19 protein-coding genes are annotated in these 22,236 nt (G+C 37.7%); 5 read left to right on the top strand and 14 right to left on the bottom strand.

The genetic code is table 11. The features are described from left to right. Positions 1–37: 37 nt before the first annotated feature. The 6 genes from QUF86_RS11380 to QUF86_RS11355 form a co-directional block, all read right to left on the bottom strand. Positions 38–187: a hypothetical protein gene (locus tag QUF86_RS11380; RefSeq protein ID WP_289334398.1), complete on the bottom strand. Its 150-nt coding sequence runs from the start codon at positions 185–187 to the stop codon at positions 38–40. 48 nt (positions 188–235) lie between these two features. Next, on the bottom strand, positions 236–664 hold the full coding sequence (locus QUF86_RS11375; RefSeq protein WP_289334397.1) for an SMI1/KNR4 family protein: 429 nt from the start codon (positions 662–664) through the stop codon (positions 236–238). A gap of 333 nt (positions 665–997) precedes the next feature. Further along, complete coding sequence (locus QUF86_RS11370; protein WP_289334396.1) at positions 998–1,507, bottom strand: ankyrin repeat domain-containing protein; 510 nt, start codon at positions 1,505–1,507, stop codon at positions 998–1,000. A gap of 255 nt (positions 1,508–1,762) precedes the next feature. Further along, positions 1,763–2,218, bottom strand: coding sequence for an SMI1/KNR4 family protein (locus tag QUF86_RS11365; RefSeq protein ID WP_289334395.1), 456 nt, complete (start codon positions 2,216–2,218; stop codon positions 1,763–1,765). 178 nt (positions 2,219–2,396) lie between these two features. Continuing rightward, entirely contained in the window at positions 2,397–2,732 is a 336-nt protein-coding gene (locus tag QUF86_RS11360; RefSeq protein WP_289334394.1) for a tRNA-Val4, read from the bottom strand. 21 nt (positions 2,733–2,753) lie between these two features. Further along, a complete protein-coding gene (locus tag QUF86_RS11355) occupies positions 2,754–4,484 on the bottom strand; it encodes a T7SS effector LXG polymorphic toxin (RefSeq protein ID WP_289334393.1) in 1,731 nt (576 codons plus the stop codon). Between the two features lie 256 nt (positions 4,485–4,740). On the opposite strand from QUF86_RS11355, the gene QUF86_RS11350 reads away from it, so the two are divergent. Both QUF86_RS11350 and QUF86_RS11345 read left to right on the top strand, forming a co-directional pair. Further along, on the top strand, positions 4,741–5,535 hold the full coding sequence (locus tag QUF86_RS11350; protein WP_289334392.1) for an alpha/beta hydrolase: 795 nt from the start codon (positions 4,741–4,743) through the stop codon (positions 5,533–5,535). Between the two features lie 253 nt (positions 5,536–5,788). Then, positions 5,789–6,982, top strand: coding sequence for an MFS transporter (locus tag QUF86_RS11345; RefSeq protein ID WP_289334391.1), 1,194 nt, complete (start codon positions 5,789–5,791; stop codon positions 6,980–6,982). Positions 6,983–7,199: 217 nt separating this feature from the next. Here the strand turns inward: QUF86_RS11345 and QUF86_RS11340 are convergent, their stop codons facing one another. The 3 genes from QUF86_RS11340 to QUF86_RS11330 all read right to left on the bottom strand — a co-directional run bounded on the left by QUF86_RS11340 (position 7,200) and on the right by QUF86_RS11330 (position 9,376). Further along, on the bottom strand, positions 7,200–7,526 hold the full coding sequence (locus QUF86_RS11340) for a hypothetical protein (RefSeq protein WP_289334390.1): 327 nt from the start codon (positions 7,524–7,526) through the stop codon (positions 7,200–7,202). A 191-nt stretch (positions 7,527–7,717) separates the two neighbouring features. Next, on the bottom strand, positions 7,718–8,383 hold the full coding sequence (locus tag QUF86_RS11335) for a cell surface protein (RefSeq protein ID WP_289334389.1): 666 nt from the start codon (positions 8,381–8,383) through the stop codon (positions 7,718–7,720). Positions 8,384–8,863: 480 nt separating this feature from the next. Continuing rightward, complete coding sequence (locus QUF86_RS11330; protein WP_289334388.1) at positions 8,864–9,376, bottom strand: helix-turn-helix domain-containing protein; 513 nt, start codon at positions 9,374–9,376, stop codon at positions 8,864–8,866. A 173-nt stretch (positions 9,377–9,549) separates the two neighbouring features. On the opposite strand from QUF86_RS11330, the gene QUF86_RS11325 reads away from it, so the two are divergent. Together QUF86_RS11325 and QUF86_RS11320 are read left to right on the top strand one after the other, a co-directional pair. Continuing rightward, positions 9,550–10,848, top strand: coding sequence for an MFS transporter (locus QUF86_RS11325; protein ID WP_289334387.1), 1,299 nt, complete (start codon positions 9,550–9,552; stop codon positions 10,846–10,848). Between the two features lie 33 nt (positions 10,849–10,881). After that, a complete protein-coding gene (locus QUF86_RS11320; protein WP_289315063.1) occupies positions 10,882–11,865 on the top strand; it encodes an ornithine cyclodeaminase family protein in 984 nt (327 codons plus the stop codon). A gap of 1,168 nt (positions 11,866–13,033) precedes the next feature. Here QUF86_RS11320 and QUF86_RS11315 read toward each other — a convergent pair. Beyond that, positions 13,034–13,492 (bottom strand): SRPBCC family protein, encoded by a 459-nt coding sequence (locus tag QUF86_RS11315; protein WP_289334386.1) that lies wholly within the window; start codon positions 13,490–13,492, stop codon positions 13,034–13,036. A gap of 264 nt (positions 13,493–13,756) precedes the next feature. Here QUF86_RS11315 and QUF86_RS11310 point away from each other — a divergent pair, with 264 nt between their 5' ends. Continuing rightward, positions 13,757–15,025 (top strand): ATP-binding protein, encoded by a 1,269-nt coding sequence (locus tag QUF86_RS11310; RefSeq protein WP_289334385.1) that lies wholly within the window; start codon positions 13,757–13,759, stop codon positions 15,023–15,025. A 334-nt stretch (positions 15,026–15,359) separates the two neighbouring features. Here the strand turns inward: QUF86_RS11310 and QUF86_RS11305 are convergent, their stop codons facing one another. The 4 genes from QUF86_RS11305 to QUF86_RS11290 all read right to left on the bottom strand — a co-directional run bounded on the left by QUF86_RS11305 (position 15,360) and on the right by QUF86_RS11290 (position 22,082). Next, positions 15,360–18,530, bottom strand: a complete 3,171-nt coding sequence (locus tag QUF86_RS11305; protein ID WP_289334384.1) for an ATP-binding cassette domain-containing protein — start codon at positions 18,528–18,530, stop codon at positions 15,360–15,362. Positions 18,531–18,805: 275 nt separating this feature from the next. Further along, the gene (gene sspL / locus QUF86_RS11300) at positions 18,806–18,940 is read right to left on the bottom strand and encodes a small, acid-soluble spore protein L (protein WP_289334383.1); all 135 of its coding nucleotides are present in this window, start codon (positions 18,938–18,940) and stop codon (positions 18,806–18,808) included. Between the two features lie 180 nt (positions 18,941–19,120). Further along, positions 19,121–21,463, bottom strand: a complete 2,343-nt coding sequence (helD, locus tag QUF86_RS11295; RefSeq protein WP_289334382.1) for an RNA polymerase recycling motor HelD — start codon at positions 21,461–21,463, stop codon at positions 19,121–19,123. A gap of 475 nt (positions 21,464–21,938) precedes the next feature. After that, positions 21,939–22,082: a small, acid-soluble spore protein L gene (locus tag QUF86_RS11290; protein WP_289334381.1), complete on the bottom strand. Its 144-nt coding sequence runs from the start codon at positions 22,080–22,082 to the stop codon at positions 21,939–21,941. Positions 22,083–22,236: the final 154 nt, after the last annotated feature.

Raw genomic sequence — 22,236 nt, 5'->3', positions numbered from 1 at the left:
CTAGTCCCATCGTTTTCCCCTAATGTTAGATACGAAGTCACTCAGGAATAATAATGTTTCCTAGTTTCTGCTGAATAGTTTGTTTCATTTTTATAATTTCTGAATTCGATTCTGGATTCCTAAGTGAACCATCATATTTCCCTTCAATTTTTTCTACTTCTATCAATAATTCTTGCCACTTGGGCATATCTACTTTTCCTTTCTTTAAAACCGTTTTGAAGGGTAAACACCATCCTCAAATATCAAAAAAGTATTCATTATCTTCATCAATTTTTCTTATAAAATCATCTAATGAATCAGCTATTTTAGTCTCAAAGAAGTGTATGGAGGACCTTTGAGTATCATTTAAATCAAGTGTTAAATATACACCCTCGTTTACTTCATAAAAAACAAGTTTGTCTGCTTCATCATATATCCCCTCTAAGTCAGGGTCATACTCAAAGATACCTTCCCTTAGTGTAATATCTGCAATAGTATCAGGATCCATTAATCTACTTATTGAATTCTCATTATTGCCTTTTAAAAAACCATATCCAACTTCTAAGTAAAACTCCCTTAGTTCAGGGGGAAATTTAAATCCGAGTCTTTCCTCTGCTTCTATAAGATCTTTTTCTTTTAATGGAAAAAACTTATGATTATTTTTTATATAATCAAATTTAGCCACCATCAATTACCTCCTTGGGAACAATTTATTTGATGGAGATCCTTTACCATGAATGAATGCCTGCCTGATGTTCATCAGGAAATTTGGCAGGACGTAAATTAATTGTTCCGTTTGCGCTTTGTATTTTTTAATCTTGTTGTCTCGATATTTCTAATATAATCTTTAGCTAAATCGCAATCAATTTTACCCTTACGCTATGTTGGACACTTCATGCTCTTTTAACTTTTCACGTTAATAAACAAAAAAAGCACTAATAGACAATCAAGTGCTTTAAGTTCATCTGTTTTTAAGTAGCATTAAATTTGTAAGTTTTATAGTAACAGTATGATCCCTTTATTCTTTTTCATCCATCTTCAGCTTTAAATAATCAGCAATTTTTGTTTGCCCAAATTCTCTAGCATATTCATATGCATCCATATTCTTAATACTCTCTCCCGTATATCTAATTGAAAAATCTATTCCTTTTTCAACTAGAAGCTCAACTACTTCTTTATGCCCACCATAAATTGCTCCAAATAATGGATTTCTTTTCGCTAAGCTCTCCTCTAATTCTGCGCCTGCCTCTATTAAATACTTTACTATCTCCAAATGCCCCGCTCCTGCAGCCACATTTAAAGGAGAAGCATCAAATATATCACCTTTTGTATTGACATCAATTCCTTTAAGAATCAGATATTCTACTATATCAAAATGCCCTTTCTTTGCTGCAACATGTAACCACGTACCAAATGGTGTCATTGTATGTAAAGATTCTTGATTATCGCCTATTAAACGCTTTACTTCATTAATATCACCAAGTTTAATTGCATTCCTTATTGCTTTGTTTACACTTTTTTTATCCAAAACATATCCTCCTTACATTCAATTATCTTCTACTAGCTAATTCACCTAATTCTTCAAGAGTTTCAACAACCCTTAACGGTTCAAAGCATTCCCCAAAGCATCAATACTATGTTTTCCTATTACGGTATTGGGTGCCCTCAAAATGAATAAAAAAATGGATAGTCCCTTTGATTTTCGAAAGGCTCTATCCACTTCTTCTTATATAAAAACGTTTCTTACTTTATAACAAAGCAATATAACTATTACCCTCTACTTTTACCAATCTTCTTCATCTTCATCCCAATCTTCTTTTACCAATTCAAGGCGTTCAATAAAATAGTCTAAAAAATTATCGGCAAGCGTTCGACCATAGCCTTCATGATTATCCCACATTATAACTGGACATTCTCCATCTTTCATTTTATTAGTATCGAGGCAATAGGCAAATTCATCAATGTCTTCTATAACCACAAGTCCACCTATTAAATCATAATACTTTTGATGACCTTTGGTAGCATCTACTACTGCAGGACCTGTTAAACCATACCCAATTATTTCTACACCAAAAATGCCACCATAACCATAGTTTCTTAAAAACCATTTATAGCTTTCCGGAAGTGGGACTTTTAGTTTAATTTCGGTTTCTTTAACTTTTTCATCACTTACTCCACCTGTAAAATCATCATCTTTGCCATATTCTTTTATAAATACTTGTAACTCAGAATAATTCAACTAAATCACCTTCTAATATTGAATATCAATAGTCATTTCAAATTTAATAATATCTACAACATTCCTAAGTGCCTCAATCCCCTATAGACTGTTTCTTTCCTTCCTTTCGGGCAACTTTACAACTCTAAATAAGTTATAAAAAACCTCGACTGACTTTATCAATCGAGGTCCGCATAATTTATCCTTTGAATATTTCTGGAATTTTATCTCGCCATACTAATAGTAATTCTATAAATTGCTTTGTTTCTATCTTATTTTCATGAGGTTCTTCAATTCTAAAAAAGTTTTCAACAATTGTTACATCTTTTTTTATGAGTACACTTGTAGCATTTAATTCAATTTCAAAGTCCTCATATGTACCGTTTAAAACCTTTTCGATATATTCTATATATTCATCGACTTGGTCTACTGTTGCAATATTCTCAATGAAATCTGAGAAAAGACAAATTTCTTCCGGCAAAATTATTCCTAAATCGCCAAATGGATCTTTCTTAAACTCATATGAATATTTCATACGCTTTGATCCCCTTTTAGATTATTTTTTATATAATGGATATGCAGTTGCAATTGATCCATCTTTATTCAAGTACATTTCTACTTTAATACCTGATGAAGTAATACCCCTATATTTATTTGAGGCGATTTGTTCTTTAGATTGGTAAGCCTCATTAATAGCTTTTAATACTTCGGCACGGTTCCACTCTTTTGGGAAGAAACTTGAATCTGCTATTTTTTTAACACCATCAATCTCGACCTTCGCCATATAAACCCCGTTTTTATCAGGTTTCTTTTCTGTACCTGGAACTATCTTACCACCCATCATACTCTCGTGATGATAACCAACAGCTTTTCCACGTCGATTAATCTCTCCATGATAAACATGCCTCATAGTATCTATAGTAAACTTTTTCCCACCATCTCCATTGACTTGAGACTCCACTTTCGCCATCAAAATTAACTGTTCTTTTAACCCCGCACCATTAACCACATTATAAGGTACTCCCCCAGCCAACGACAGTTGGTTTTTTGGATTGTATGGCAATAGGTTAGGAATTGAGGCTAATTCTTTTGCCTTCGTAACGCCTTTTACTGCAGCGGCTTTTGTAGTGGCTACCCCAGTCTTTGTTACGGCTCCTGCGCCTTTTGTTCCTACTACTGAAGTGACGACTGTTCCGAGGGCATAGGATACCCAGTGAGCCCGCGAGTAGGCATCGCCATTTACCATATCCCGTTCATATGAGTCCGAGATGGATTTGGATATATATTTATAGGTTTCTATCGGGTGCATGATCGAATTTGCTACACCTTCAACCGTTTCCCCAGGATCTGTGACAAAGTCCCAAACTCCTGTCACAAAGTCTTTCCCTACATCATAGAGGCCTACGCCGATTCCTTTTGCGATGTCTGCGGTTTGCTTGGATGCTTCTAGCTGCATGACATATTGCTGCTGGGTGGGCGCTAAGTTTTCATACCCGATCTGCTTGGCGATTTTGAGGAACTCATCTGGATCTGTTACATGATCGAGTTGCGCCTTCAAGTCTTTGATCCGGCGATTCTCCGCTTCCTCTTTCTTAACCTTGAGATATTGCGCGGTTTCTTTTTTCCTTACTTCTAGGTTTTTATAGGCTTCACTATTTTTATATGCTGCTGCATTAAAATAGAGAGGGGATACTACTCCTCCCATTGTACTGGATACTTTCAATTGCTCCATAAGTGCCGTCACTGCCGCTTGGTCTTCTTCGGATTTAGCGTATTCAGTCGTCCACTTATGATCGATTTCGTTTACTTTGTCTATCGTTTCGGTCCGTTTTGTTTCAGCCTTCTCGATATTTTCAAAGAACGCATCATCGGAAAAAGGCTCTAACTGAATGATATCATCAATTCCAGCCAATATTTTTTTCAGATCATTTTTCTGGGCTGTGACCATTTCCTTGGAATTTCGAGTGGCATTTGTCAGCTCTTCCTCTAAAAAAGGGACCGTGACCACGGTTTCACTAAGGTTCGCTTCGATTGTATCTCCTTGAATTCCACTTAAAAAGGCAACATGCCGATTGATCAGACGCAGCCAAGAATCCACGACATCGATCTGTGCTTTGTAAAACCCTTTGATTGCCTCTGCGCCACGCCCCTGCAGCTCATCATCCAAATGAACGATACTCTCAAATCCTTTTTTTAATTCCGTGAGCTGTTCTTTCAGGTCCTTATATTGTCCGACACGCGTTTCCATGGCAGAAACTAGTGTTTGAGATTCGTAAATCATAGACATAATGGAAAGTCCTTTCAACTTCTTTTCTTATAACTAGATGTCATTTGTATGTAATATTTTTATTCACTGTAAAATTATGGACTAGATTATATTTTAGAAGAGTTTCTATATTTATTCAAGAAACGAAGGGGAATTTCACTAAATTTTAACCTAAAAGGGACAATTCATTTTAAAATAATAGAGAGTGTATTATAATTGATAATCATTATCATTTATCACAAAATACGAATGTTCTAAAGAACGTGGAGGAAATTACATGATTCGATACCTTGATGAGAAAATTGCCAACTATGAGGTATGTGTCATCTTACCCTCAAGTTACGATCAAACCAAGAAATACCGAACGATCTATATGCATGATGGTGGTGAAACTGCCAAGCAAGCTGCAAACTATATCGATCATTTAATTCTTTCAGGTCAAATTGAACCACTTATCATTATTGGAATTGAACCAATTAACCGCAACAATGACTATACGCCGTGGGAAGCACCATCACTTGCACCGCATGCTTCTACCTTTGAAGGACAAGCACAGATTTATTTACATACTGTTGTAACCGAAATAAAGCCCTATATAGATGCGCATTTTCCTACGAATCCTGAACCTTCACATACAGCTATTTCCGGCTGCTCACTTGGAGGACTTGTTTCGATTTTCGCCTCCTATCATTATCCAGAGGTATTCCATCAATATATCTCATTATCTGCTTCCTTTTGGTACGAGGATGTTCTTCGCTATCTTCAAGGGGAAAAGATTGAACGGCAAGGAAATATCTATATCAAACCAACTGTGAATCGTCAAGATCATCAGCTCTATTTATATGTTGGGGAATTAGAGGGAATTTATAAAGAAACGATTCAACAGCATATGGTTAACTACACGAAGAAGGCCCATCAAGAATTTATCAAGGAAGGCTATTTGAAATCTAATCTAATATTTGAGTCAGATCCAGAAGGAACTCATGATGACCTATTCTTTTCTACCTACTTCATTCAGTCACTTCGTTGGTTATTTGGCATAGAAAATAAAACCGAAAAGCTGGATCGTTAATTGGCCTTAATCGATTGCATCACAATAGCCCCGAAGACTGGTGATTTTCCTCCAGTCTTCGGGGCTGCTTTTTTCAAAGACCTTTATCAGGTCCGGTAAAATTAGTGAATGATTCAGCTACAAGTTTTTTAGCAAGAAATAACCAACGATAACTAAGCAAGGGTTTTCCTCGTAAAAATGTTTTGTGGTATGATAGTTAAATTGTTTATCTACCCTGTGACACATTTACATTCATCTAAGAAAAGAGGTATTTATGCACGCCACAGAATTATCCAAGCGACATTGGTTACTTATCTTAACACTTACTTTATTAACATTTGTTCTCGGGACAAGCGAATTTGTTATCATCGGGATCTTAACCGATATTTCCTCGAGTCTCCATATCACAAATGCAAAAGCAGGCACACTCGTTTCTGCGTTTGCGATTACGTTTGCCATTGCCACACCACTCGTGATGTCGGTAACAAGCCATTTTCCAAAGCGTAAATGGATGTTGTTTTTGATAGGTTCGTTCATCATCCTGAATGCTTTGTGCGTGATTTCGACGAGCTACATCATGCTCCTTGCACTTCGGATGATGACTGCGATTGTAACAGGGGTTTTAATTTCTCTTGCCATGGTTGTTGCAAGTGAAACCATACCGATCGCTAAACGTGGACTTGCTATATCATTCGTTTTCGGTGGTTTTACTCTTGCAAACGTGATTGGAGTACCAATAGGCACTGTCATCGCTGAATGGTACGACTGGAATGCAACCTTCCTGTTAACGACTTTTCTCGGTGGAATTGCGTTTTTGGCATCTTTTCTCATTTTACCTACTACTATGCACAGTCCAATTCGCAGTTCAATGCGTGATCAATTTTCTTTGTTAACACACCCACGAATTCTAATGGCTTTTTTCATTCCATCTCTTGGATTTGGAGCGACGTATGCTGTTTATACGTATCTCGTTCCAATCCTGAAAGTTATGGAAGCACCAAGTAGTTCAATCAGTTTGATTTTGTTTGGCTACGGATTTATTTCCATTTTCAGCAACATACTCGCGGGTAAAATTGCCAGCTACAATGCTATCGGACGCCTCCGGTTTGTTTTCCTCGTGCAAGCAATTGTTTTGATCAGTTTATATTGGACGACAAATAATTTTATCTTGGGATTGGTTAACATTAGCTTGATGTCATTAATGGCCATCCTCTTAACAACATCCACCCAGCTTTATTTGATAGACCTTGCCGGTATTTATCAACCAAAAGCTACAGGACTAGCTGCTTCACTGATGCCAGTAGCAAGCAATGTCGGTATCGCCTTTGGTTCCGCATTAGGCGGAATTGTTTACCATCAGGGAAATTTGATGAGTGTGGCATTGGTCGGTGGGCTAGTTGCTATCTGTGCAAGTCTTCTAACTTTCCTAAGTCATCGCTTAGACCAAAAACAAAAGAAAGCAGCATAAGAGAAAGCTAAGAACGCCTTGGTATGCTTCCTAGGGTACCTCAATAGAACTAAAATCTTTCCATGTCCTAATAAAAGGGATTACAGTTAATCCTTCAAATAAAATTGAAGAAAGAAGTATCAAGAACGTTAGTTGTTCTTTGATACTTCTTTTTTTAAAAAAACTAGGTGCTTACCTCTAAAAACCAAGCGGACAATTGCGATATACGCTGCCTGAATTATACGCCCTTTTTTCCAAGAGCTACCGCCAAAGTAAGGAATATATAAGGATAAGTTAATAAAGTAAGCTCTAAAAAACCCATACTTCCAAAAAGAAACATGTCTGGAGCGTGTCCGTCTGAATAATATCCTTTTCCGGTCATATACAATCCAACAAGAAGATACGTTATTATAGATATTCCTATTAAAAAATATCCTATGATATTATACTTAATTTTTGTAAAACTATATACTAAAATACCTAAATATAATAATCCAAGCAGCAGCAATAAAATAGGTATGTATACGGGCTCATAAAAAAAATCACTCATACTTTCAATTAGCATCTTAAACCCCCTCCTAAAAATAAATTATGATGGATTACAGGCCTTAATATAAGTACGGCTGCCACGGTTCTAAATTCCAAGAACTTTTATAAATAGTAAGTGGATTAGCTGCATGACATCATCAGCATTCAATTTTAAACATACTCAGTAAACACATAAACTACCTATCACCATCGCCAGTTTTTTCATTTTTATTGCTCAGCATCAAATTCGGATTCTGAACGGTCTCTATCTTTAGGTATTTCATTTTCATACTCAGAAACTACCTCTGTGGCTTCCTCGTTCAAAGAAGCTTTACCTTTTTCCATTTTTTCGCTAGTCACATCTCGCTTAATACCATCGACGTATTCATTCGAATTTGGACCTGATATTAATAAAGATCCATCATCTTGTGCATACGCTAAAAACACATAAGATTTTCCTTCTTCCGGTAATGTATCATCTTCATACAAAACAACAGAAGAGCCGTCTTTATTTATCCCTCCAGCCTTTTGAATAGGAATGGAAGAATCTGTAACTAAATCACCCTTTATATTTTGTAGGACAGTAACTTTGTAATATGTATACGGTGTTGAAACCTCTTTAGTACCGTCACTAGTTTCAATTGTTACAGGATCTTTGTATACAGTGTCAACATCTTCATCAACTCGGCCTATAAAAACGTAATCTGCATCACCTACAGTTTCATTTGGATCATCCACATCTACAGCAAAAGTACCATCCATTTGAATTACCTTTAGATTTTTTTTATCCTCCGAACTTACATCTTTCTTGGAACTAGAACAAGCTGAAACTATCAAAGAAAGACTAACTATAAATAATAGTGAAGCAAGTAACTGAACTTTTTTCTTACCCATCGTTTTCATTACTCCTCTTCGTGTTAGTATTTCTTATAAGCAGCGGTATAAGCTTTAAATACCTGCTGTAACGTTTATTCTGCAAGAAGGAAAAGAATAATAACTTATAGAATGGTATAATCCTATTTATCATTCAGTAAGGAAAGGTGTATAATCATCAACTGTTTTTCACTTTTTCTCCCCCCATTTTTAATTTTCATTCCTATAATGGCATAATAACCATAAATCCAGATTGATAGATTCCAAAATTGAATTGAGGATTTTCACATATGGAAAACTCCCCTTTCTTTCCGATAAATAATTTATTACTTTAATGATTTGATTTACTGTCACACAATTAACACGGTAAAAAGAAAGGATAGATGAACAGTGAGGGATACCTGTTTACATCTATCCTTTAGTACGACATATGACCTCATTTACAACAACAACCAACTATTTCGTTAACTGGATATACTTTCATTCCAGAACACCGTGACGTTATTTCGACGACACTACCAAAAACCGGACAATTTGATCCGAGAAGTTAAACCAGTAATGGGCTTTTCTAGCATCGAACATGAACGACTGCTGTTCATGGAGTTCCATTCTTTCTCCCTCTATTTCCACTGTTAACTTCCCTTCGATAATGAATAAGAATTCATGTCCGCTATGAGAAAAAGCGCTTCCTTTATTTTCACCTGGCTTTAAAGTGACAAGAATAGGCGAAAAAACAGCATCACGAATGCCGCTGGATAAATTCTGATAATGAAATTGTTCATGATTATAATCTGAATTTACTTGGGAGCGGTCCTCAGAAAAAAAGAAACTTGGATTGACATCTAATGTATCAGCGATTTTTTTTAATGACTCTAATGTGACGCTTGATTTTCCCCGTTCTACTTGTGATAAAAAGCTGATCGAAACGCCTGTTTGTTCAGCCAGACTCTTTAATGTTAGTTTTCGCTCTTTCCTCAATAATTTGAGTTTTTTTCCGATTGAATCAAAAGGCATACAGATGCCCCCTTTTTTACATAGTATCTAGCTTCATTATACATGACAAAATTTGATGAATGCTCCGTCATTAATAACTTATTAAAAAAATATTGACAGAAAATTTCTAATTATTTAAAATGAAGAAAATAATAAATTGAAGTGATACTTCAATTTTAAAGGGGTGACTCATGATGGAAAAGAAACAAATGCGGCGAATATTAATCGCGAGTTTAGTCGGAAGTTCGATTGAGTGGTTTGACTATTTTTTATATGGGACCGTTGCAGCTCTCGTGTTTAACCAGCTATTCTTCGTGAATGAGGATCCGGCAATAGGGCTGTTGCTTTCCTATGCATCCTTTGCGTTAGCATTCTTCATCCGCCCTTTTGGCGGAGTGATCTTTAGTCATATTGGCGATCGTATCGGGAGAAAGAAAACACTTGTTTTAACACTTAGTTTAATGGGGGTCGCAACATTTGGGATGGGGCTTCTTCCCACGTATCAAGCCGTTGGTATTTGGGCGCCGATTTTATTAATCACGTTACGCTTAGTTCAAGGTCTAGGAATTGGCGGTGAATGGGGAGGCGCGCTTTTATTGGCCGTTGAATATGCTCCCGCTGAAAAACGGGGCTTGTTCGGAGCTATTCCCCAGATGGGTGTTACAATAGGAATGCTGCTTGGAACCATTGCCTTATCTATTATGACACTGCTTCCTGAAAGCGCATTCATGACTTGGGGATGGCGTTTACCATTTATTTTTAGTGCTTTGCTTGTGTTTTTTGGCTTATGGATTCGTAAAGGAATCGATGAAACACCGTCTTTCAAAAAAGTAAAGGAATCCGGAGAAGTTCCAAAGCTACCGATTGTAGAAACTCTTAAGAATTATTGGCGTGAAGTGATTATCGCCGTGGGAGCCAAAGTGGTAGAAACAGCGCCATTTTATATTTTCAGCACATTTGTCGTATCATATGCTACTTCGAATCTCGGTTTCTCACGGACAGCTACCTTGACTGCAGTCATGATTGCAACAATTATAACGACAATTTTAATACCATTCATGGGGATGTTATCCGATAAAATTGGCCGCAAAAAGCTGTTTATAGGAGGAACGATTGGGATGGCACTGTTTGCATTCCCATACTTCTGGTTGCTGCAGCAAAAATCGGTACTCCTATTAATCATTGCAACAGTGATAGGTTTAGGGGTTATTTGGGCTCCAATCACAGCTGTTCTTGGAACGATGTTCTCGGAAATTTTCGATGCAAGGATTCGTTATACTGGCATCACGCTTGGATATCAAATCGGGGCAGCTCTGGCAGGAGGAACAGCGCCGCTAGTTGCAACTGCTTTACTTAATAGGTTTAATAACTCCTATGTTCCTGTCGCCATTTATATTATTTTTGCATCTGTCCTTTCCCTAGCGGCGATTTGGGCAGTTAAGGATCGCAGCAATCAGAAATTAGACGAAACGCATAATAGTAGCGCCATGTAACCTATGGTTTTTTACTTCAAGGAGGACAATTGAATGTTGGTTATAAGTGAAAAGGAAATTCAACAATCATATGGAATGAAGGACGCAATTTCGGATGTAAAGGCCGTATTACGTGCACATGGTGCTCAAAGAATAGACAACCCTCATCGCACAGTTCTTGCTTTCCCTCAACACGAGGCATCGGCACTTTACATGCCAAGCGCTGATTTATCTGAAGAAGTTTCGGCGGTCAAAGTTGTTACCATTTTTCCAAAGAATCCTTCAAGGGGGATGGCAACAACACAAGGAGTCATCTTGCTGTCAGATGCGGAAAATGGCGAACATTTAGCATTGTTGAATGCCTCATATTTAACACGTCTCAGAACGGGGGCATTGAGCGGCATTGCCACAGACTTTCTTGCTCGTAAAGACGCCCGGGTTCTCACGATTATTGGAACAGGAGCTATGGGATTTGAACAAGCAATTGGTGTGTTAGCCGTAAGGGACATTGAGCGTATATTATTAGTAAATCGCACACCTGAGAAAGCGGAGAAATTCGGTGAAAAGCTGCGGGCATTCGGAGTAACCGTTCCTTTTGAAGTTTGCGAAGATGTTTCAACAGCTGTTCGTCAAGCAGATATTATTTGCTGTGCAACCCGCTCGAACGAGCCTGTATTTAATGGGCTGGATTTAAAGCCGGGCACACACATTAACGGGGTCGGTTCTTATTTGCCGTATATGAAAGAAGTGGATAATACCACGGTTTCACGCGCTGCTAAAATTATCGTCGACGATTTGGCGGGAGTGAAGGATGAAGCAGGAGAACTCATTCATGCAGCCAATCAGGGAAATTGGTCGTTTAATGATATTCATGGGGAGCTTTTTGAACTTGTAATGCTGACCAAAACAGGCAGGGAAAATGATGAGGAAATTACCTTCTTTAAATCAGTCGGTGCTGCTTACTTTGACCTCGCTGTGGCAAAAGGTGTTTACTGCCAATCCAAAGAACGGAACATCGGGATGGAGATTGAGGTATAACAGAAGCCAATACATTTTGCTATCGCTGAATGTTATAACAACCCGAAACAAGAGACGTTTAAGCTTGCAGTAACATTTCATCTTTAAAAAAAGAGACCCTTCTTTCGGAAGGGTCTTCTGAATAATCCTTATCTTGTCACAAGCGATCAAGTCTTTATTACGGTCGCTTTTTTTATTATGACTACCCAAAAAAAACACTACCAATTAAAATAGCAGTTTCGTTTTCTTGATAACTTTATCGGTCTAATATACCAGGTAAAGTCTGAGAAATATTTGTCAGTTGGTAGACAACATCAAATACTGCTTTAGTCATAAATATTTGAACTACTATTAAAATGCTTAGTAATATTAAAAGAATTATTTTAAAAGTTTTATTCATAAAAACTTATTACCTCTCTTTAGTATGTTGCCTTTGAATAATCATAAACCCATTACTCCATCATTTTATATTGGTAGAAGTTTTAAATTCAAAATCCATTTTTTATTGATTTTTGAACGAATAAGTATAGATAAAGCACAAGTACCATAGAGAAATAAAGCTATGAAAAGTAAAGGTACTAATATTGTTGATATTTGATCTTTTGGGACAACCCAAAATAATAGAACTGCAAAGGAAATTGTTCCACTTAACCCCACGAATATCGCATAAAATAATAATCCGAAATTTAAAGCCTTTTTATAATTCTCTTTATTTGTCGACATCAATATCAAAATTCACCACCTAATTTTAATTTTGTTTTAACCACTGTTTTTTAGAATTACTTATCATCTTCTAATCCTGCCTTTACTCCTATTCCGATACCGTAACTTTAGAAAAATAACTTCAAGCAACTCCCTATTTGGAGTAAGCACCAGTCAATAACTCCTCCTCAGACCCTATATTTTACGACAAATAAAAAAAATCCATCTTGAAAAAAGATGGATCATTTTCTATCTGTGTTGCTGTGTCTACTTAGTTTTCACTCAGAGTTGATTGAAACGGAAGGTGCGAGACTCCTGCGGGAAAAGCGTGTCCAAGGGAGACCCCACAGGCGCAAAGAGCGCCGAGGAGGCTCCCGGACCGCCCGCGGAAAGCGAGTGCCTGCAGTGGAATGAAACGATCAAAGCACACCCTCCAACATGGGCAAGTTGTATGACCCCCATAATGCGGAAGATTGACTTAATTAATTCATGATCCACTTGTTTCTGCTTCAGCTACCTTTTTGACACGTTCTAAAAATTCAACTACCACTTTATCGGTAGCAAACAATAATAATATTTTTAAAAACCATTTTAACGGGCGACTGGTGACTGTATATGTAAAGGAAGTCTTATTGTCATTGATTTTATTTAGTTCATAAAAAGCTGTAATTTCAAACATTTTAGCAAGTATAAAGCCTACTTTTAGCTTCTTCTCATTAGTTTCATTCAAATATTCTAATGTTTCTATATCATACTCTTCTGTTCGTTTTCCTTCTCTATATTTTTGGCGATATACACTTCCAACCACTTCTTCCGTTATTTTAACGGGCTTTTGTTCAACCACTTGAGGCATGATTCGTTGCATATTTTCTACAGAACCATCAAGAAATTTCCAAACCTGTTCAATTGGAGCGTTTATTTCAATTTCTTTTGTCCATTTTTTCAAAGAAAATCACCTCTACTTACATTATATTCACTTTCCTATGTAAAACCAAATTAACACTGATAAATCATTGGAAACTGGGGATCATTACGTCCATTTATCATAAGGTGTAGAATATGTCCTAGCCCAAGTGACATTATTACCTATGGCATTGTTAAACAACTCTTTTTAGAATTTTCTTTCTGCCAATAAATTACTTTATTAAATTCCTACCATTTAGTGTTATTCTTGTATAATAGACCAAATTGTAATTTTCAGGAGAATCCAATGAATTTTATTTATATTAATCAAAACATATTAGATAATCTCTTTTATATTTTAGTAAGCATTTTGATTTATTACATTTTATTAGATCATGGCAAAAGGTTAAATCAGTATCGCAAGACCCTTATTACTGCATGCATGAGCATTCCCATTATATTATGTATGAAGTTCCCTATTTATATAGATGAATATTGTGTCCATGACCTCAGGCAAATTCCTTTTATAATTGGGACACTTTATGGTGGTTGGCCTGTAGGGGCTGCCCTGTTAGTCATAATATTAACTTTTAGGTTTGCTTTTTATGGTTTCAATTTCCTTACGTTAATTGTTTATATCGTTATTTTTATTATAACGGCTCTATTTTCTTCCAAATTCAAAAATTTTAATAGAAAAAATAAGCTAAATAGCTCGATACTATTAATTTTGTTTCTAGGAATCCTAACCAGCTCTATTTCACTCGTTATGTCTGATTATTTTCGAATAACGGATGCCTATGTATTTTACTTTATTATCCTTCCTCCTTTCATTATAGGTTTAGCTGTATATATCATGGAAATTTTAAAAGATGCAATTTTAATCCGTACACAAATGGTAAGGCTTGAAAAGATGGAGATAGTTAGTCAGCTTGCAGCTAGTATTTCACATGAAGTCAGGAATCCTTTAACGGTTGTGAAAGGATTTGTTCAACTGCTAAAGGATTCTGATATTTCTCAAGAAGTAAAAGAACAATATATAAAACATATTGTTAGAGAACTTGATAGTGCAGAATCAATTATTAGTGAATACTTAGCATTTGCCAAACCTGCAATTGAAAAAGTGGATACTATTTTAATTAACCGTGAAATAGGATATGTAATTGAAATGATAAAACCATTAGCTAACATGAATTTAGTTAATATATCAGAACAGTTGACTCCAGGCACTACCCGCGGGAATATTCAACATTTCAAGCAATGCTTCCTAAACCTGATTAAAAATGGTATCGAGGCTATGCCAAACGGCGGGGAACTTAGTATTGTTTCCTATATAAATAACTCTGGCATAATTATCGAAATAAGTGACAATGGAATAGGAATGAACAAAGAACAAATAAATCGTTTTGGCGAACCTTATTACAGTTCCAAAGAAAAAGGGACAGGGTTAGGATCAATGGTAGCTGTTAAGACCATCCAAACGATGAATGGTTCACTTCATATAAATAGCCTTTTGAATAAGGGAACAACGATTTCAGTAACACTTCCCGTTTATCATGAAGATAATCCTAAAAAATAAATGAAGAATCTTTTCATAAAAAAAAGTCCGCCATTATCGGCGGACTTTTAGTTTGTAGACGAAAGGGGTTCTATCTAAATTTTAAAACAAAGTTGATTGGAACGGAAGGTGCGAGACTCCTGCGGGAAAAGCGTGTCCAAGGTAGACCCCGCAGGCGCAAAGGCGCCGAGGTGGCTCCCGGACCGCCCGCGGAAAGCGAGTGCCTGGAGTGGAAATCAACGTTTAAATTGTACAAACCCTTAAATAACTGTAGGCAAACCGATTTTCATCGAGTTTGTCTACAGTCTGAGCCCGCCTTTATCGGCGGACTTTTTTCAATTGAGTGCTGTTAAATTTATTTTTTCTGTTCAAGGCATTGATGAACCGCCATCATATCCCGTTTGTTCAATTCACGAATCCGGTTGAAAATGGGAATATCGGCAACGGCTTCGGTACGTTCACTTTCAGCCACGACATCTTTTACTTTACCTGTCAGCCAGGTCTGCACGTCGATGTCTTCGACGATTGCTTTACGCCCTTCATCATCGATGCCACTGGCATGACAACTCACACAGGGTATCGTTAATTTATACACACCGTCATGGATGTTATCCTCTGAAATGACCTTCTTCCCATTACAGAATGGGCATTTATGACTTGCTTTAATTTTATTGATTTGGGTAACGATTTTTTTGTAGCCAAATGCTTCATAGACATAGGTTAGTTTTTTGTATTTACCATTGGTGAAGTATTTATCAATAATGGTTTCTCTTGTTTCGTTAATATTGGCAAAGTCACAGATGGTGATCTGGTTTTTGCTGCTGATTGCTTCGATATTGCCTTTAATGCTGCCCCAGAATGGTAGGGTATTTTGTAAAACCACTTCATAGCCGACGAAGCTTGCCAGTTCCAGTTCGAGCATTTTCAACGCCGCTTTTGTTTCCCGAGGAAGGAATGAGACATCATCTGTAAGTGCGATATCGCCGCCCACAATCGCTTTTAATTTTTCCAGTTCTGGCAGCTTCCCTACAATTTTGATGACTTGATCAATCGGCTGTTGGATGATCTCGCGAATGTCTGTATCACCAAATGTCAGTTTTTTATGATGCTTGAGGATCGTTCCTTGACAGACAGGACAGGCGATCATCTCTTTTGATGCTTTCATCTGCTCTTTAATGATCGATTTCGAAATGAACATATAACGTCCAATGATGAAATTGAATCCTTCCCATGTTCTTGATGCCTTGCCTGCTTTATCGTAAAAGGACTTTTCCCAATACCCATATAAGAAGGTCTGCTTTTCGGCATCTGTCATCTCATTATAGCTTTTACTAATGTCGTGACCGAGTTCATTCTTGATCTCATCAAACAGGAATTGCAGTTTTGAATGTTGATAATATTTTAGTACTTCCATCACGTCTGGATGTAATAAGCCATCCCAGAATGGCACGTTTTTGTCTTGAATGACGACATCAAAATCAAATTTTTCAATGACCCTGCGGCCCGAACAGCTTGGACAATGATTTTCTGCAGAATAGAAATCGAAGCTTCTTGTATCTTTATTGGTTGGATGTGCAGCCACTAGATGGTTGATCATGCCGCCCAATTCATAAAGAAACGTATATTGACTATACAAGTGCCGTTCAAGATCGATGGCGATCACAGGTGCGATCGTGTCTGACTCGTATTCACCATAAATCACACGAGCAATTGGTGATAAGCTTTTTAAAATGCCACCCTTATAGACGTTCTCTGCCTTTTTGAAATAGTCCAGATGATTTTCCTGTAAATAATTGATGCCATTTTTTGACCGGAGTGTAGAAGTGATTTGCAATGGTTCCACTTGATCCTCACTGTTATTGTGTCGAAAATGATCATCATGACTGACAACGTCAAGATGTTGGACAGGTGTTAGCTGTCGTTTACCAAAATCAACGATATAATCCGAGCTATCCAGCATATAACCATTATGTTCAATCATGATGATGGAGACGGATTCATCCTCCAGGATGACCCTGACACTATCGATGAATTGGTTTAATATATTTTGCGATAACCCTTTTGAAGGCTCGTCAAAAATGAACAGCGTATGCGGGTTTCTTGTCTTCGCGAAAAGCTCGGAAACTAAGTGGACACATTGAAATTCACCCGTCGATAGTGTTTGTGTTTTTCTTTCCAACGTCAAATAACCAAGACCAAGTTTGATCAATAAGCTCAAGCGTTTATGAGCGATGTCTTCATTTGGCAATTCTTCGATGATATCTTCAATCGAACGCAGAAAAATATCATCAATTTCATCACTGTATTTGGTGAGTTTCTTTTTAATATCAAGAAATGTCGCAACGGTTGATCGACTGGTAATCGATTTGTTTCGATCCTGCCCGACCATGACCAGTTTATCTTTTGGATACCGCTTCTGAAAATCTTTAGAGATGCATTCATTGACAAGTGTAGATTTACCACAACCTGACTCACCCGTAAAGGTAACCAGCCTATTCTTGGGAATCCGGATTTCTTCCATTTGAATATTACGGCAGTAAAGATCCTGAAATTGATAGTATTCCGTTGGCGCTGCTTCATTTCGTTCCCACGCGATTGGTTTGGGACGTGGTGATTCCTCAACAATTTTCCCGCCATATTTCCCGCTGCCAGGTCCAAAGAACAATTGTTCATTTGTGCTATCTAAAACCGTGTCTGAGTGATCAATGAGCCAAATTTGATTCTTGTATCCTAATTGCTTAATCTGTTCTAAAATTTTCAATAGGGTTTGATGATCAAGACCGACGGAGATTTCATCAATGATGATCACGGTATTTTCACTTGTTGCCATAAATTCGGCCAAGTAAAGCCGTGTTAATTCTCCCCCTGACACTGTCCCCATAATACGATTTAAACTTAAATAACCAATATTCATATTGATTATATTTTGGAGAATATGCTGTTTAGCTTCACTAATATGTAATGTCTCTGCGAGTGATAGGATCGTTTCGATGCTTAAGTTGTTGATATCGGAAATAGTATGCGGGCGATCTAATAATTCAATCGTATATTGCTCGACTTCTTGATTGTAGCGCTTCCCCTCACACTTTGGACATTCGACATTTTTAGTCGTACCGCGTCCTTTACAAGTGGGGCACCAGCCTAAGGCATTATTAAATGAAAAAACTTCCGGAGAAAGATTGAATTTTTCAGCAAGACAAACACGAATCTCTTTAAACACACCAGTATGTGTGCCAATGGTTGAACGGGGATTGGCTGAAATGGATGATTTGCCGAGAAAAAGTACCAGCGGCATTTCCTCCATCTTGATGGCGCTGAAGTTGGTTTCCATAATATTAGGAAATAAATACTGATATTCAGACTTGGGCAATAAGGAAACGAGACGCTTCTTGGATTCTTCCCCAATGGTTTGGCAAAAAGTCGTTTTCCCGGAACCGGATAACCCAGCAATTCCTAATGATTGATCGTCTTGAAGTGCTGCATCTAAATGGTTTATATTGTTCGCTATTAATCGATTTATTTTCATTTGTAACTCCTCTCCATTTTATTAAGCTCAGTCTTTCATATTAGCACAGCGACAAATGTATTTGGTATTTTTTTAACGGTAGCTCCATTTTACTATTCTTTCACATTCCGCTGCTCCAAAAACGTATGATTCATCGACAAAAATCGTGGACTTAGGATAGGTTTTTTTCCATAATCAATAAAATGATTAAAGCCTTCTTATAGATTATAAAAGCCCCTCTCGATTAAGAGAAGGGCATTCTTTACGAAGTATGACCATATTTTTGTCCAATACACTTATTTTGTATTGGACTTTTTTGCCTTGTTTTCAAGCTCGCTTTTGGGCTCATTGGAGAATTCGACATCTTTTCCATGTCCCTGCGGGTTAACACTTGGTGCGATTTGGCCTCTTCCTGCTGTCTTTTTACTCATTTCCTTCACCTCCAAGTATATTATGTCCGAACTGTTGTAAATTAAAATGGAGGTCCTTTCTTTCTTGAACTTCTGGCTGCGATCAGGAATTTATAAAGAGTACCTCAATAAAAAACCTGCATAGAACTAAAGTCTACACAGGTTTCAAAAAAGTTGTTTTCCATATTCGGGCCCTCTTTGTCAATCTAGGGTCAGAAGTAAACTCTTCGTTGCATCGTTGTTGAGCAAGAAAGGACTGGGTTCGCCAACCGTATATATCTGCAAGTTATGCATAGCCCTGGTACATGCGGTGTAGAACAATCTTCGTAAGCTCTCATCACCGTATGATTGCACAGATGCATCATAAATGATGACAGCATCAAATTCGATGCCTTTGGCCAAATAAGCCGGTATCACAACAACACCCTGTTCATATTCATTTGTGCCTTTCTGTACGAGTTTAATTTCACTGATGATACTAAGGGCATCGTATGCAGCGGCACTTTCCGCAGCAGATTTACATATTATTGCGATTGTATTATACTCACGACTTTGAAAGTCTTTGACTTTAGACACGATTTTGTGGTGCAATTCATCACGGCTGGAGACTTGGGTCAGTACAGGCTTTTCACCTTCACGGTCGAATGCCTTAATTCGATGGCCTTCAGGAACTAGTTCACGTGTAAATTCTATAATCTGCTTTGTGGATCTGTAGCTTTGATCCAAGGTTATACTCTCTGTTTCACTTATTCCGTATAAACTGGTAAGAGTCTGGAAATCCACCCGTTCGCTGGCATGAGCGAATATTGCCTGGTTAAAGTCACCGAGCACGGTCATCCTTGCAGAAGGAAACAACCGTTTCAAAAACTCGAATTGAAATGGAGAATAATCTTGTGCTTCGTCTACAAGCACGTATTTTATAGAGGTATTCGTCTGAAATCCTAGAATTAGCTCCTTCAGTAGCAAAAATGGAGTCGCGTCTTCGTAATGCAGTTTACCTTCGTCCAGCATTTTTTGCGTTGATAAGCAAATTTCCCTTTCGATAGGTGTTTTACCCTCATTCCACAGTTCGATCCGTATCTGTTCGTCAAAAAGTTGCTTGTATATTCCCTTAATGTTGATAAAATGAAATGCTTTTATCCGTTTGCGTAACGTCTTCAATTTCTTACGAACAATCATACGCGCGAGCATTTTATTCTCCATCTCATAATCGTCAAAGGAATCTTCATTAACGCCGCGTTTTTTCTCTAAGTGAGTATATACCTTTTGATAGTCTTCTTTGCTAAGATACTCGATTTCCTCCTGGACCCAAGGTTGTTTCAACTCAAACTTTTCCCTTTCATCAAGTAACTCACATAACCATTCTTTCAACTTTTCAATCCTATTGTGAAATCTTAGTGTGGTGTCTCTGTTATAAAATCTTTCTGAGATTTGTTTGGCGGAGACGAGCGTTTCCCCTCGGAACTTGAACCCTCTAAAGATCATTCCAGATGATTCCAGTGATTGACTGTATGTTTTGATTATCTCAAAGAAGCGAATTGAAGCCTTAAATCGGATACTCGCTGTCCTAGTGCTATATGAAGGATCATCCGCTCCAGTCAACAAAAATTCTAATTGCTCATAAGGGTCCTCAACTTGAAATGAGCCAGCCAGACGATGGTCCAAATATTCCTGGAATGTTACCTGCTGCATATTCTCTTCGCCCAGTTCGGGTAGTACATTGGATACGTAGTTATTAAACATTGAGTTAGGTGAGAATAGAATGATTTGATCGGCCTTAATCCTATCTCGATACTTATAAAGCAAGTAAGCGATCCGTTGGAGGGCAGCTGATGTCTTGCCACTGCCAGCGGCTCCTTGAACAATGAGCAGACGTCCGCGATCGTTCCGGATGATTCTATTTTGCTCCCGTTGAATGGTGGACACAATACTGTGCATATGCTTATCCGTCCCCTTACCAAGCACCTGCTGCAGTATCTCATCTCCAATGGTGAGACTCGTATCGAACATTGAGTCGATAACGCCTCCCTTGATGATATATTGCCACTTATTCTCCAGCATCCCCCGAATTACGCCTCCGGGAGTAGAGTATTCTACGGGACCGGGAGGATAGTCATAATAAACACTCGAAATCGGAGCCCTCCAATCGTAGACAATGAAGTTTTCTCCTGTTGTATCAGTAAGGGTGGCGGTCCCAATATAAATATGTTCCGTAAGGGAAGCCCCTTCTTCAGTTAAATCAATCCGGCCGAAATAAGGTGCCCCCTGCATGCGGCGCAGTGTTGACAACCTCTTGAAGGAATATCTATGTGCACCTTCGCTTTGTGACAAGTCTTGAGCCTGTTGCCTTAAGCCAATGATCGTCTCGAGGTAATCATCGAAAGTATCCACATTAACCTTGAGGTCATCCCAGAAGTGTTTCCGGATATTAACAACTTCTTTTCTACGCTGTAAAGTCTCTCCTTCTATTTTGCTGATTTGCTTTGTAATTGTTTCTATCACCTCATCCAAACGTTCTTGCTCCTGCCGAATTTCATTGTTCATATCAGACACTCCTTCAAAAAAAGAAATTAGGGGTTGACTAGAGGTGAGTTTAACCTTATAATTAAAATAAGGGATAAACTGTTTATATATAATTCATAAATGTGTTTCTATACTAAGTTATCACAATTCCAGAATTATATCAATGAATATTGCATAACAGTTGCCATGAAAGATCCGTCGTTTTTAACGCATGGAGGAACAATCCAACTTAACATTTGATGTCAGTAACCACTCCAGCATGTCGCATGGCTGGTTATTTTTTTTGTCCATTTACATATTTGAAGGCCTCATTGCTTCGCTGGTCACTGATTTCATGGTAGCTACGACACTCTCATCAACGGTTTGACTCGTAGTATCGAGACATGTGATTCATATTGTCCTACACCTGCATACAGATGATGATCAGGACCTCCTTATAAGAGGATTACAATTGCCCCTCTCGATATAGAGAAGGGCTTTCTTATATGAAGTGTGCTTAATTATTCCGCTTATTTTGTATTGGACCTTTTTGCTTGTTTTCAAGCTCGCTTTTTGGCTCTGTGGAGAATTCGACATCTTTTCCATGTCCCTGCGGGTTAACACTTGGTGCGATTCTGGCGCTTCCTATCTTTTTACTCATTTCCTTCATCTCCAAGTATATTATGTCCGATCTGGTCTATATTAAAGACGAGTTTCTTTCTGTAATCCGTAATTCTACTGCCTCCTTATCTGCATGCATTGTCAAATAAACAGAACGATTCAAAAAAAGGCTTGCCTGATGGATTTGTCCTACA

The organism is Peribacillus sp. NJ11, assembly GCF_030348405.1.
In the GTDB taxonomy this organism is placed as follows: Bacteria; Bacillota; Bacilli; order Bacillales; family DSM-1321; genus Peribacillus.
The sequence above is the reverse complement of the archived record's forward strand: the minus strand, read 5'-3'. Positions and strand labels throughout refer to the sequence as shown.

Excerpts from the sequence above, each read along its gene's own strand:
- helD (WP_289334382.1), bottom strand. The coding sequence starts at position 21,463 with ATGAACAATGAAATTCGGCAGGAGCAAGAACGTTTGGATGAGGTGATA.
- QUF86_RS11355 (WP_289334393.1), bottom strand. The coding sequence starts at position 4,484 with ATGTCTATGATTTACGAATCTCAAACACTAGTTTCTGCCATGGAAACG.
- QUF86_RS11330 (WP_289334388.1), bottom strand. The coding sequence starts at position 9,376 with ATGCCTTTTGATTCAATCGGAAAAAAACTCAAATTATTGAGGAAAGAG.
- QUF86_RS11290 (WP_289334381.1), bottom strand. The coding sequence starts at position 22,082 with ATGAGTAAAAAGATAGGAAGCGCCAGAATCGCACCAAGTGTTAACCCG.
- QUF86_RS11320 (WP_289315063.1), top strand. The coding sequence starts at position 10,882 with ATGTTGGTTATAAGTGAAAAGGAAATTCAACAATCATATGGAATGAAG.
- QUF86_RS11360 (WP_289334394.1), bottom strand. The coding sequence starts at position 2,732 with ATGAAATATTCATATGAGTTTAAGAAAGATCCATTTGGCGATTTAGGA.
- QUF86_RS11340 (WP_289334390.1), bottom strand. The coding sequence starts at position 7,526 with ATGCTAATTGAAAGTATGAGTGATTTTTTTTATGAGCCCGTATACATA.
- QUF86_RS11310 (WP_289334385.1), top strand. The coding sequence starts at position 13,757 with ATGAATTTTATTTATATTAATCAAAACATATTAGATAATCTCTTTTAT.
- QUF86_RS11325 (WP_289334387.1), top strand. The coding sequence starts at position 9,550 with ATGGAAAAGAAACAAATGCGGCGAATATTAATCGCGAGTTTAGTCGGA.
- QUF86_RS11335 (WP_289334389.1), bottom strand. The coding sequence starts at position 8,383 with ATGGGTAAGAAAAAAGTTCAGTTACTTGCTTCACTATTATTTATAGTT.
- QUF86_RS11380 (WP_289334398.1), bottom strand. The coding sequence starts at position 187 with ATGCCCAAGTGGCAAGAATTATTGATAGAAGTAGAAAAAATTGAAGGG.
- QUF86_RS11350 (WP_289334392.1), top strand. The coding sequence starts at position 4,741 with ATGATTCGATACCTTGATGAGAAAATTGCCAACTATGAGGTATGTGTC.
- QUF86_RS11345 (WP_289334391.1), top strand. The coding sequence starts at position 5,789 with ATGCACGCCACAGAATTATCCAAGCGACATTGGTTACTTATCTTAACA.
- QUF86_RS11305 (WP_289334384.1), bottom strand. The coding sequence starts at position 18,530 with ATGAAAATAAATCGATTAATAGCGAACAATATAAACCATTTAGATGCA.
- sspL (WP_289334383.1), bottom strand. The coding sequence starts at position 18,940 with ATGAGTAAAAAGACAGCAGGAAGAGGCCAAATCGCACCAAGTGTTAAC.